Genomic DNA, 12340 nt, shown 5'->3' with positions numbered 1-12340 from the left:
CAACTGTAACGGTTCACGCGCTCATTGTCCAGTCGCCGTGCGGTCAGGTGTGGAGTAATCCGCAGTGGCTACTGCCGCGCGTTGACAACGTCGACAACGGTCGAAACGAGCTCACAGTGATAGTAGCGGATCGTCCCGTTCTGTCCGTCGTACTCGATGAGTCCAGACGCTTCGAGCATGGGTGCGTGAACGTGATGAAACTCCGTTTCCCAGTCGTCGTCCGTCATCGTGGTTGTGGTCGAGATGTCGTCTATGAGGGTCTCGATACGCGCCCAGTCGTCCTCGTGGGACTCGAGGAACGCGATGATTTGCCGTCGTCGACCGTTCGCGAGAAGTCGAAGTATCTCGTCAGCCTCGCAGACGCAACGGACGACACCGTCCCGGTCGACTATCTGGCATTCGGTCATGAGCTTCGGTAGTTGCTATCGTGATGGCGGGATAAAGTAACTCGGTTGTCTTCCCGGTCGGTGAAAACCCATCGACCTGTTGTACTTTCACGCCGCGCTTCGTCTACGCGGCTTCCGGACGGCTGTCTCTGGCTCCCGGTCGAGAACGGAGGATCGGTCTCGGCGTGGCCAACGCTGGCTCCTTTCCGCTTTGGAACTTCCCACCGAGTCGTGGTTTCCCTTGTCTATCGCTCTCTCGAGGTCGCGCTCTCCCCGTTCCAGCCGAATTCGAATTTCGACGGTAGTCCGGGATCGGAAGCCGTTGGTCGGACATCACCGAGGCGAAAATCGCTGATCGGACATCACTGATACGGATTACTGTAACGATTTACCGGCGCACCCGCCGCCCGGGTTGCGGGTGCGCCGGCAATGATTCACAGTAAACCGTATGAGGCGCCGGAAAGACGCGGAAGATCGACACGTACCATGATAGTGGTGGACTCCGTAGTTCACGGTACCTGATATGACGACAGAGATCGAGACGGACGGATTACTGTTGGTTCCGGTTGCGAACGACGAAACGGCGTCCCGTCAGCTGGAGACGGCGGTCGACGTCGCCCGCGATCGATCGTATCGAATTCGCTTGCTGTACGTCCTCGACGTCCCGCCACAGCTGTCGCTGGTCGACGGTCGTCGGTACCTCCTCGAGGACGATACCGAACGAATGCTCGCGGACGCCGTAACCGAAATCGAAACGCGAGGAATTCCCGTCGACAGTCGTATTCGACTCGCTCGAGGTATCACAACGGGAATTACGGGTGCGATCGAGTCCTACGATGCGGATGCCGTGCTCATGGGATGGCGTGGCCGACCACCGCGTCAGAACGTCGTCCTCGGAACCCACCTCGATCGAGTCCTGCGGGGCGCAGCGTGTGACGTTCTCGTCGAACGGATCAAGACGCCACGGCCGGATGTCGACAGCGTTCTCGTTCCGGTCGTCGGCGGCCCTCACGACGAGTTCGCCACGGAGACCGGTGGTGCTATTGCCAGGCGACGAAACGCGGACGTCACCCTCTTGTACGTCAATCAGTCGGATAATCCGGATCGTTCGCTCTCCGAGGGCGAGTCGGTTCTCCTCGATCGGTCTTCGCTGCTCGAGGACGTGGACTCGGTCGAGCGGAAACTCCTCGAGGCCGATGACGTCGCGGGAACGATCACCGACTGGACGACCGAACACGACGTCACAGTCGTCGGTGTCTCCCGCGGAGGACTTATTCAGCGCAAACTGCTTGGAACGATCTCTGAGGCCGTCGGCAGACACGCCGCCGGCTCTGTCATCCTGGCAAAGCGACACGATCCGGTCCCATCGCGTCTCAAGCGGCTCGTCCCCTGACCCGCTCGAGGAAGGAAACCGACGCAGCAGTCTCATTCCGCTGTCCTCTTCATCCTCACCGAAGTCATCAAGCGTGGTATCTGGTTCCTCTTCGTCGTCGCCTTTCTTTTTGTGGCCGGGGACGCTCTTGAAGTCTTTCTCAGCCCTACAAGCGTCGTGTTGTGTGTCATCCGACGCCCGCTGCTCATCAGCGTCCAGTTGCTGTCTCAATCGGCACGTAGGCCGGGGTAGTTCACGTAAGCGAATTCCACCAGATGACGAAGGCTTGCGGCCACGTTTCGGCGGTCGCTGGATCGACGTGACTAAATATATTGCTAAATGATGGGATGTATTTTTCATCTCTCTAAACACATGTTCTACAGCGTTCCGATTTTCGTGGCGTTCGGTTCGAAATCGGAGCCCGGCTCGTTGCAATGCAGCCGCTAGATGGTGTGCTCGATCTACGAGAAACACGGCGTCAGCGACGTCGTGTTTCTCACGAAGCTCTCGCAGAAACCGTTGGGTCAATGCTGTTGTAGTCGTTCTAAAGAGCCATAAATGCAGGAATTCGATCGTTTCGAGATCGACAGCAGCGTACAGCTATAACTGTTGACCGTTGATTCGGATCACCGTCTCGTCAAGCGCGACGTGATCCGGACTCGCATTGCTGGCGGGCTGTAGATCGTCCTTCTGTATCCAATCGTGAACCGCTTTCCACGATCGTTTGACACCGAAACTCTAAATTTTAGAGATAGTATATAAAAGAGATAGCTCGGCAAGGTGGAATCGAATACTCAGCTCCCTCAGCCGACGCGGTGTCCGCTCTCGCTCCACAAAGTCTAATGCGATCCAGTCGCTACAATCTCTGAGGCGGGTGATTTCTGCATAGACCAGCTGAAACCCATCCCGCTTCATCCTTCAGCCTTAACTAAACACGACCGTCTCGGTAGCCGCCGCATTCAAGAAGTCGTCTACCGAAGCTACGTCTTGCAGGGCTGCAGTTGTGTTGGACACGCTTTCCGCACCCTGTTGCTTCGTACGTGACGCTTTCTATGGCACGCTCGAAAGTACGACGTCGACGAACATGCCGAACGGTTCCTCGACGCGACGCAGGCACTCCTCGAGCGGGACGGACTTCACCTCACAGAACCGGTTCACATTGGATTCGATATCACGAAAGTGCCCTGGTACGGGGTTGTAGACACCGACGAGGAGAATCTCCCCACTGACGAAGAGTGGCGGATCAAACCGCACGTCAAGGACAACACAAACTGGTTCTGGGCGATCGCCGTCTTCTCGATGTCACTCCTGATCGTAACTACGTACTCGGCTTCGAACCGGTGGATGCAGCTGACGAGTACGATCGCACTTTGGAGACCATGCTCAAACGAGCCGAGAGCCAGCTTGGCCTCGAGTTCGGCCGGATCTCCCTCGATAGTGGACTGGGGAACACGAAGATCATGGACGTCTGCGAAAAGTACGGTCTGAACTGGTTAATCCAGGGGCAGATGAACGGGAACGGGAAGAGCTTGTGAAGAAACCCCTCACCAAACACTCCCGATGGAAAGAGGGGGTCAAGTTCGGCTCATACGGTCTACTGTAAGTCGTTACCGGAGCGACCGCAGGACGGCTCGCTGTCGCTCCGGTAAAAAGTCACAGCAAACCGTATCAGACGAGAGGGAGATCAATATCTTCGCCTGCCTCGACCACAAGGGGACGATCAAAGCAACGGGGGAAGCCGTCAGCAGAGGGTGAATCGCTACTACCGTTCGGCTGTCGGCGGCAGCCGTGTTTATCCGATCATCGACGGCGCGAGCGAATCGCGTTCAGCGATCCCATCCGACTACTCCGGCGGATCGAAAATACGTGTGAGGAGCTTTCGCTCGGCCGCCCGAAGGTGCTGTGTGAAAGTCGTGCGCGACACGCCGAGTTTCGAGGCGATTTCGGTGGTGTTGTGCTCTCGCGGCCGCTCGAAGTAGCCCGAGTAGAAGGCGAGTTCGATCGCCTGCAGTTGCTTGTCGGTCATCGATCCGATCAGTTCATCAAGCTTCGTCCGTCGTGCCGCGTGCCGTTTCGATCGGATCGAACCCACGTTTGCCGTCGGATAGCGTTCTTGGAGGGCGGTGGCCAGTTCCTGAACGTTCGTCTCGTCCGGGCAGACGACCGTGACTATACCCCGTCCGCGTTCGACGCCCGTTTCGAGGACTCTCATCCCGTGTTCGGCGAGAACGCCTTCCGGTGTCGGCGTCGAGACGACCAGCTCGCATCGACCCGTCGACTCGTCGAACGTGTTCGAAGTAACGGACTCGACCTCCGTCGCCGCGTTTTGGATCTCCGCGCTCGAGACCGATTGGACGCGTGCGATATAACACAGCCCGTCCTCGAGAACGATCGCCGTCAGTACATCGATCGTCGCCCCGTCGGGGAGTTTCGCGGCGAACGCGAGCAACGGCGCTCGTTCGTCCGTGAACTCGAACTCGATGACGACCGGCGTCGCCGAGACGAGCGACTGTTTCCACTCGGCAGTGCGCAACGCGTAGCCTATGGTCCTGCCGTACGCGAGAAGCACGTCGAGTTCGTGGCCGTCGATCCGGTCGTCGTCGTTCGCGTAGACCGCGAGGACGCCGACGGCGGTCCCGTCGTGTTCGATTGGGACCGCCGCTCCCGTGTCGTCCCGATCGTGTTCGATCTCGAACCACTTCCGCGACGTCGTTGCCGTGGCTGTGCCGGATTCATCTTTCTGTCTCGTTGGTCCCTTGGCAGAACCGACACGACCGTCAGACTCGTCGTGCGGAGTCGGTGCCGCGACGACTGGCTTCTGTCGCTCGAGCGCGACTCGGATCAGTTCGGCGTCTCGATTCGGTTCCGTCGTGGACGACGCACCGTTGAGGGAATTTTCGATACCGACCGTCTCCTGTGGGGCAAGTCCGTTCGCGCCGTCTCGCGTTCCGATCCAGGCGACGTCGTAGTCGCGTTCGGTCACGAGGTGCTGGCAGAACTCGCGCGTGAGTCCGTCTCGCGACGTCGTCGCGGTGACGATTTCGAGCATCGCCTCCTTGCTCCGGCGTTCGCGCGCAAGCGCACGCTCGGTCCGATAGGAGTGGACCGTCGCCTCGATCCGACGAGCCAGCACGTCGTCCCGGCCGGCGAGCGACCGCTTCGGGAGGTAGTCGGTGACCTGATGACCGATCGCATCGCTGGCAATCCCTTCGCTGCCCGCACCAGTAACCAACAAGAACGGCCGGTCCGGATCGATCTCGCGCACTTCGGCCAACAGCTCGAGTCCGGTACCGTACTCGAGCTGGTAGTCACAGACCACACAGTCGGGATCCTGCGAGACGAACGTTTCGAACGCCGATTCCAGCGTGGTCGCCGTGGTGACGGAAAACGCCTCGCGCTGGTGTTCGAGCACCGTTCCGGTCGAGCCGACCCACGCCTCGTCGTCGTCGACGAGCAACACGTCGATGTCGTGCGCGCTGATTTGTAGACCGTCGTTGGCGTCCGGCCGTTTCTCGTCGCGAACCGTCATGGTCGAGTCACACCCCTCCATTCCTCTCGCGTCGTAACTGCCGCCGGACAAATCGTGCCTTGAAGACGGACGATGCGTCGAGGGTATCGATCATTTTGAAGTCATTCGCTGCCTGTCAGTATAAACCCGCAACCATCGTGCGGTCGTATTGAACACCATTTCCCCGCTCATCCTCGTGTCAATAGAAAACTATAGGCGAGTTGCGCGTGAGATCGATCCATGACGTGGCAGTGGACCGTGTATACGCTACCACTGTTGCTCGCGTTCGGACTGTTATGTCTGGTTGCGGTGTACCTCGCCGTTCGATGGCGTCAAGACGAGGGGGTCCCGGGTATCGCGCTCGCGACCGGGCTGGTGACCTGCCTCGCGGTGACGCTCGGCTGGTACGTGCTCGAACTCTCCGCCGTCCCCTTCGAGACGAAGGTGCTGTTCAACCAGTTGCAGTATCTTGGGCTCGCACCGCTGACTGCGTTCATGTTAGCCTACGTGCTGGTGTACATCGGTCGGGGGGACCTTCTGACGCCTCGGACGTACGCCGTGTTGTTCGTCCCGCCTCTCCTGACGATTCTTGCAGTGTTCACCTACGACCTTCACTGGCAGTTCTGGACCGACGTGGCCGTCGACACCAACAGCACGTACGCGATGCTGGTAAACGAACACGGAACGGCCTATCTCGGATTTTTCGCCTACACCGCCGCGTACGCGTTCACGAGTCTGGGCCTGCTGGTTCGGAAGGCGATCGACGCGCGCGGCGTTCACCGCCGACAGATCTGTGCGATGATCGTCGGTATCCTCGCCCCGCTGACCGGCGGCTTCGTCTACGTCTTCGGACCCATCCCGCAGCACTATCCGACGCCCACCTACGTCGCGTTCGTCGTGACGGCCGTCGCATTCTCCTGGCCCGTCTTCCGTCTCGATCTGTTCGGATTGGTTCCGATCGCCCATCGAACGCTCCTCGAGCAGATGGACGACGGCGTCGTCGCCTGCGACGAGAACGGGGTTATCGTCACTGCCAACGAGGGTGCTGCGACGATGCTCGGATCGACTCAGTCGGGGATGATCGGCGCACACGTCGAGGACGTGCTGGTCCCTCTCCTCGATAAGCGGACGCGTTTCGAATTCGAAGACGAGACCGCGACCACCAACGAGACCGAACTCGACGAGGATTCGATTCCCGAAGCTGCGATCGGGGATGGGGACGGTGAGTGGACCGCAACGGTCGGTAACCGCGTCATCGACGTCTCGGTCACGCGGCTCAGACAGTCCGACCAGCCGGTCGGACGACTCGTAACGCTGACGGACGTCACCGAGCGACACACGCGAACACAACAACTGCAATCGCAGAACACGTACCTCGACGAGTTTGCGGAAGTCGTTTCCCACGATATCGCGACGCCGCTCGGCGTCATCGAGAATCGAGCGCAGTTGATCGAGCTGACGAACGACCCCGAGCACGTCGACGACATCTTCGACTCGACCGAACGCATCCAGCAACTGATGGACGACCTGTTGGAACTGGCTCGCCAGGGGCGAGCGATCGACGAGATCGAGCCGACCGACCTCGAGTCGATCGTTCGCGAAACGTGGGATGGCGTCGACTCTGAGGGTGCTGGGCTCGTCGTCGAGTCGTCGTCGCGCGTTCTCGCCAGTCGAAGTCGGTGTCGACAACTCCTCGAAAACCTCCTGAAGAACGCGCTGATCCACGGGCCGGGGCCGCAGCCGGAACCGGCGGAGAGCGACGAGGTCATTGGCGGCCAGCGCGAGGGAAATAGCGTTGCGTCCGCCGAGCGCGCAGCCGACTTGACGATCCGTGTCGGTGCGCTTCCCGGCGGCTTCTACCTCGAGGACGACGGTGTCGGCATCCCCGAGGCGGATCGGTCGACGGTGTTCGAACAGGGGTACACCGACGACCCGGAGGGGACGGGACTGGGACTGGCGATCGTCGCCCGAATCGTCGATGCACACGGGTGGTCGATTCGGGCCACGGAGAGCGAGTCGGGAGGGGCCCGGTTCGAGGTGACGGACGTCGAGACAGTTTCGAACGAGGATGGGGCTCCGGTGGCCACGAGATAACGAGCGGCGAGCATCGAGCTCGGATCGGCCGAGCGAGGCCTCGACGTGGATCACCTCGTAAGTGTGACGTTCGATTGCCACCCAGACGTACACTTCGCGGTCGTCGACGACCACTGTTCCATGTTCGTCAGGTTCCGGGTCGAACAGGTCAGCGAGGGCGGTATACCACTCGTGGACCGCTTGATGTGAGTGGCCGAGCATTGAGTTCACCAACTCCCACTGGCTCGACCATTTCAATACTGTTATCGCTGACACCCCTCAACGTTACGACTTTACAGTGAAACGGGATATTTTGGACATGAACCATCCGCAATTTCCCGCTTCAACTTCCTAGTTACGACGATTCAACTTGACGCCGCCTGTCGATTCACCAGAGCCGTTGAAATGATTTTCCGACTAGCCGAAGCTATTGTGACTCCTGTAGTGTATATATTATGATATACTCCTGTCTTCTTAATAACGATCGAAAGAACTGATTTTGAGCACGATGCATTTTGGGAGCATAAAGTCCCCTCTGAAAGCTATTCGTGTTCGAATTTCTCCCCGCGTGTTCTCTGACGATCAAGCGCTTTCCGTTGGTGCCGAAGTCGCTGACGGTTTCGCCTAACCGAGATCTCCAGTCGATCCAACCGGTCCAGTAGTGTATCGTCATCTCCCATTATCTGTCCCCCATCTGTCTGGTCAATATCGAGATAATGGTAATATGTTTACTTAAATTACGTACCTGCATATGGTCAACCGGTACCGATATAGACGCCAGTTGCTATCTATCTGGAGAGGTAATAGCAGGTATGGGCAAACCTGGACAGAAAGTTGCTCGCGTGATTGACGATTACGAGCTCGAGGGACTCGATGAAACGCTCGTTGATCTCTGGACGCGTGATGATTCGTCGCGGAAGTCGATCAGGGAACTGGCCGATCTCGTGAACGCGGAAATCGTTTCAGCCGTCGTCGGTTCTGAGCTGCAAGGGATGACTCCAATGGAGTATCCACCTGATCGAATCGCCACCCGACTCGCTGCTCGGTCGTCAACTGATAGCCGGTTCGAGGACGTTTCACAGGGTGATATTAACGAGGTGACGAATTGGATGGAATCTGAAGGAATCGACGTCGACTCGCTCACCAACGACTTCGTTACGTTCGGCGTCGTGTACGACTATCTCAAGAATTATCACGATGCCAAGGCAAGTGAGAAGTATAGGAAAAGTAGTTCGCCGGAGGAACTCAAAGAGAAGGTCACGAGCCGACTTGATGGACTGAAAGAACAGGTCGAGACGGTGACAAAGGAATCAAATCGCTCGCTCGAAAATGCGGGTATCCTCCAGGAAACCAACCGAACTGTAACGGTCGATATCAGGATCACCTGTGTCAACTGTGGACGAGAATATCCAGCGATCGAGTTCGTCGAAGCGAACGGGTGTCGAGCCTGCGATGACGAACTAACGGGTCCAGTTACGGAATGAGTTCGGTTAATCAGGTGAATTACCGATCGTAATCGCCTCCGTTACGGCCGTCTCGGACTCGATAACTGTTGCCGTATCTTCTGGCAACAACGCGGCAATTAAATACTCCGTCTGCTCACTGAGAAACGATACCAACGCTGCGATTCGGTTCGCATCGATCATTTCGACGCTGTCGAGAAGAATCACCGGGCAGTGGGTCGCGACGTCGTGGACGAGATACCCCGTCAGTGCGACGATAAGCCCGGTTACATTTCGTTCGCTCTCGGAGAGATGTTGCAACTGGCACTCGTAGACGCCGTCAGCGTCTTTGCGCACTATATGGATGTCAAACGTGGTTTCGTTCTCAGCTGAACGTACACTCTGGTCGCTCGCTCCGGTTCGCTCAATCCAAATTCGCTCGATATTTTTGTACTCCAGCAAGTCGAGAACCATGTCGATGTTTTCATTGAACTGCTCGACGAGCTCCATTTCGGTCTGTTCAACCTTCGTTCGCAGTTCTTCGAGTCGCTCGACAATCGCTTCCCGTTCCTCTTCGAGACGGTTCTGGGCAGCTACTCGGTCTTCGATGGCGTCTATTTTCTCTGTTACGTCCACCAGCTCCGACTCCGTTCTGTCGATTTCAACGCGGAGATTGCGAAGTTCGTCGCGGACAGCATTGTACCGTTTCGTGGTTTCGTCGATATTACTGCCGAGGTCCGCACTCGATTGTTCCGACGTTAACCGGTCTATTTCCGCGACGACCGCGTCCCGATCCTCACGGAGTTGTTCGATTTCGGCGTTGGTATCATCGATACTCTGTTCGGCTCGCTCGATTCGGTCGATAGCGCGACGATGCTCCTGGATTGTGTCCTCGATGTCGTCGAGCTCATCCTGCATATTGGCCTCTTTTCGTTCTAGTGTGTGGATCTTCGCAACGAGGCCTTTGTTCAGTGCCTTGTACTGCTCGATGATCTGTTCGTTCGCATCGTTTTGAAGTGTCGACCCACAGGCGAGACACCGCGACGGAACGTCCTGGACCAGTACGTCAGAAATTGACTCGTCTGTAACCGTATCATTGGAATCGTCGGATCTAAGGAGTGGTCCATTGGGAATGTCAACTGAATCGTCTATCGTTTCGAGTGCTTTGTCAAGAGAGAAACTGTTGTTCTGAAGCGTCTGGGCAGCTTGAAGCCCGTTTGAGAGATTTGATCTGATCTGCTGGGCTTCCTCGATTTCTGTTTGCAGTTCCTCGAGTTGGATTTGCAACCGGTCGTGTTTTTCTTCGAGGTCGTCCCAGTCAACCGCCGGCACCGTCGTCGACTCGATTTCGGATCGCTCTCCTTCGATTTTCGCTTTCTTGCGTTGGATCTGTTTATCGATTTGGGCTCGCTCCGTCTCAAGTTCGTGAAGTTTTTCATCCAGTTCGTCACTTCGTTGTGTGACGTGTTCGGCAGGCTGTTCTTCTTCGAGGTCGTCCCGTTCTTCCTCGAGTTCCCGTTCGCTCTCCCGCAAGGACTCGAGTTCCGACTCGAGATTGTGATGTCGTTGCTCGAGTGAGGGAAGGGCTTCTTTCTTCTCGGAAATGTCGGAAAGCTCTCGATCGATCCGTTCTCGCTCTCTTGTCCGGCGTTCGATCTCCCGTTCAATTTCGTCGGTATCGAGGGGACGCATCAGGATATCGTGGAGGTCTTCTTGGCGTTCGACCGCCTGCCGAACTGGATTTTCTCGGAGCAAAAACGCGTATAAATCGAGAAGTTCCGGCTCGTCGGTATACGGCTCCCCATCCATTACCACTGTACCATTTGAACGCTGCAACGTGCGCGTATAGACTTCACCCTCGTCGGTGTCGACAACCACGGACCCCTTACTCGCGTTGCTCTTTAGCGAGATCTGATCGCTTTTGCTTCCGAGGGCAGCCATCAATGATTGCATGAATGAGGTTCTATTCGTGGCGTTTCGCCCCGTCAGAACCGTCAGCCCGGGCTGGATCGTTCGTTCGACCGAGTCGATCCCACCAATATTCTCGACTCGGACGGTGATCTCCGAGTTGGCCTGGGCGCTTTTTTGTTCCATCGTCCACCACAACAGGAGCAACAGGTAAAAATCCAGCCTATCGAATACGGAATCCGATGATACATTCGACGAATCGAGCACGAAAATCCCGACACTCGTGCCTGCTACGTTCACATGTGTCTCTGGCCTCGGTCGTACCAGTCTATCTCAATTATATAGGAAATAGAGAAACACCTATTATAAATAATACTCTATACTTATGTGACTTCTTTACATATATATTATATATTAGAGATCGATTCGAGCGACTACGATTCTCCAAATTCGTTTCTGCCATCGGTACGTTTCTCCGTTCCCAGTGAGATCTTCTCCTGGTTCACAGCCGCGTATTCTCGCTTTGTCGTCTGCCGATCTGAAACGGATGAGTGTACTCGTCCTGCCACGTCGGTCAAACTAGGGATAGACCGCATGAATCGGCCATTAGCGGCTGTATCGGTTCCAATACAGTGCCGACGTCAGCGTTTGGAACGGCATTTTTCCGGTAGCGTGGGGACTGCTGGGATAGACCTGATTTTTCGAGCGACTTCAAACCGAACCGCTTGATACTCAATAGACAATATATTATGGATATTTGAGAGTAATAACGACACATCAGGACAAATAACATTTCAGTATTGAAATTTTTCATAGTAACTAATATCGTTCGAACTCGACACGCTCGAATTGCCCTCAGTACCACGTTTCGACGCAAGTGGAGTGAGGCCGGGATGGCGGTGGCCACGTCCGGTGGAACAGCTACGACTCGAATTATCGAACAAAAGATGCTCGCGCACCTGGCACTGGTCCGAAAGCGTCGATCCGCAGGCGATTCATTTTCTGCGGTCGTGTAAATCCAGATCACGCTCGGAAACCCGGGTGACACGTTCCTCAGTCGTCGATTCGATCGGAATTGGAGACGCCTCGTAGACGACCGAGGGGTGTAACGGAACGTCGACGAACGTGTCCCAGATACGCTCGATTTCGTCGTTCGAATCGGAGTGCAGGGCCACCTGGAACGCCTCTACTGCACTGGACTCTCCCTGCAGGTGCTCCGTCTCGAATTGGGCGTTGTCGTGGAGGATTTGCATCGCGAGGCCGAGTGCAATCTGTTGGTCCTGTACCTTCGCCGACGCGTCCGTGGCCGATCCTGGATACGCTGTAACCAGATAGTAACACGAGAGGAGCAGCGGCGGGTTTTTGAAGGTATTCGCCTGGGTCTGAATTCGCCCCGGACTTCCGTGACGTGGCTCGTGACTGATCTTATAGGGGAACACCGAGAGTCTTACGTTCCCGTTACCCGTGACGTCATCGGGTGACGCGAGGACGATATTTGATGGTTCAACAGTTGTCACGTCGCCTCTAGAGTCAGTTTCTTCGCGAAGACGCTCGACGATCAGGTCACTCGCCTCAGCAACCGCTCCGAAGCCGTTCATCGTGTTCCTCCTGGTCGACGGTAGCACCGTCGAAACGGGGTTCGCTCGTATCT

At 56.7% G+C, this 12340-nt stretch carries 8 protein-coding genes and 1 pseudogene; 4 read left to right on the top strand and 5 right to left on the bottom strand.

Going from position 1 to position 12340, the window contains the following annotated elements; translation table 11 throughout:
- Nucleotides 1–68 precede the first annotated feature (68 nt).
- On the bottom strand, nucleotides 69–407 hold the full coding sequence (locus EA462_RS14135) for a DUF7344 domain-containing protein (RefSeq protein ID WP_124179222.1): 339 nt from the start codon (nucleotides 405–407) through the stop codon (nucleotides 69–71).
- A gap of 502 nt (nucleotides 408–909) precedes the next feature.
- On the opposite strand from EA462_RS14135, the gene EA462_RS14130 reads away from it, so the two are divergent.
- Nucleotides 910–1779, top strand: a complete 870-nt coding sequence (locus tag EA462_RS14130) for a universal stress protein (RefSeq protein ID WP_124179221.1) — start codon at nucleotides 910–912, stop codon at nucleotides 1777–1779.
- Between the two features lie 232 nt (nucleotides 1780–2011).
- Here EA462_RS14130 and EA462_RS14120 read toward each other — a convergent pair.
- A pseudogene (locus EA462_RS14120) lies at nucleotides 2012–2673 on the bottom strand (IS6 family transposase).
- Nucleotides 2674–3137: 464 nt separating this feature from the next.
- On the opposite strand from EA462_RS14120, the gene EA462_RS14115 reads away from it, so the two are divergent.
- The gene (locus tag EA462_RS14115) at nucleotides 3138–3293 is read left to right on the top strand and encodes a hypothetical protein (RefSeq protein ID WP_165872092.1); all 156 of its coding nucleotides are present in this window, start codon (nucleotides 3138–3140) and stop codon (nucleotides 3291–3293) included.
- Nucleotides 3294–3601: 308 nt separating this feature from the next.
- Here EA462_RS14115 and EA462_RS14110 read toward each other — a convergent pair whose 3' ends face one another.
- A complete protein-coding gene (locus EA462_RS14110) occupies nucleotides 3602–5287 on the bottom strand; it encodes a helix-turn-helix domain-containing protein (protein ID WP_165872091.1) in 1686 nt (561 codons plus the stop codon).
- A gap of 219 nt (nucleotides 5288–5506) precedes the next feature.
- On the opposite strand from EA462_RS14110, the gene EA462_RS14105 reads away from it, so the two are divergent.
- Together EA462_RS14105 and rdfA are read left to right on the top strand one after the other, a co-directional pair.
- The gene (locus EA462_RS14105; RefSeq protein ID WP_124179218.1) at nucleotides 5507–7360 is read left to right on the top strand and encodes a histidine kinase N-terminal 7TM domain-containing protein; all 1854 of its coding nucleotides are present in this window, start codon (nucleotides 5507–5509) and stop codon (nucleotides 7358–7360) included.
- 791 nt (nucleotides 7361–8151) lie between these two features.
- Nucleotides 8152–8823, top strand: coding sequence for a rod-determining factor RdfA (gene rdfA, locus EA462_RS14100; protein ID WP_165872090.1), 672 nt, complete (start codon nucleotides 8152–8154; stop codon nucleotides 8821–8823).
- A gap of 6 nt (nucleotides 8824–8829) precedes the next feature.
- Here the strand turns inward: rdfA and EA462_RS14095 are convergent, their stop codons facing one another.
- Nucleotides 8830–10875: an archaea-specific SMC-related protein gene (locus EA462_RS14095; protein WP_124179216.1), complete on the bottom strand. Its 2046-nt coding sequence runs from the start codon at nucleotides 10873–10875 to the stop codon at nucleotides 8830–8832.
- An 809-nt stretch (nucleotides 10876–11684) separates the two neighbouring features.
- On the bottom strand, nucleotides 11685–12287 hold the full coding sequence (locus tag EA462_RS14090) for a DUF4255 domain-containing protein (RefSeq protein WP_165872089.1): 603 nt from the start codon (nucleotides 12285–12287) through the stop codon (nucleotides 11685–11687).
- Nucleotides 12288–12340 lie beyond the last annotated feature (53 nt).

It is taken from the genome of Natrarchaeobius halalkaliphilus, assembly GCF_003841485.1.
Classification (GTDB): Archaea; Halobacteriota; Halobacteria; order Halobacteriales; family Natrialbaceae; genus Natrarchaeobius; species Natrarchaeobius halalkaliphilus.
This window is presented reverse-complemented; position numbering and strand designations above follow the sequence as displayed.

Coding starts and splice junctions, on each gene's coding strand:
- EA462_RS14135 (WP_124179222.1), bottom strand. CDS start 407: ATGACCGAATGCCAGATAGTCGACCGGGACGGTGTCGTCCGTTGCGTC.
- EA462_RS14130 (WP_124179221.1), top strand. CDS start 910: ATGACGACAGAGATCGAGACGGACGGATTACTGTTGGTTCCGGTTGCG.
- EA462_RS14115 (WP_165872092.1), top strand. CDS start 3,138: ATGCTCAAACGAGCCGAGAGCCAGCTTGGCCTCGAGTTCGGCCGGATC.
- EA462_RS14110 (WP_165872091.1), bottom strand. CDS start 5,287: ATGACGGTTCGCGACGAGAAACGGCCGGACGCCAACGACGGTCTACAA.
- EA462_RS14105 (WP_124179218.1), top strand. CDS start 5,507: ATGACGTGGCAGTGGACCGTGTATACGCTACCACTGTTGCTCGCGTTC.
- rdfA (WP_165872090.1), top strand. CDS start 8,152: ATGGGCAAACCTGGACAGAAAGTTGCTCGCGTGATTGACGATTACGAG.
- EA462_RS14095 (WP_124179216.1), bottom strand. CDS start 10,875: ATGGAACAAAAAAGCGCCCAGGCCAACTCGGAGATCACCGTCCGAGTC.
- EA462_RS14090 (WP_165872089.1), bottom strand. CDS start 12,287: ATGAACGGCTTCGGAGCGGTTGCTGAGGCGAGTGACCTGATCGTCGAG.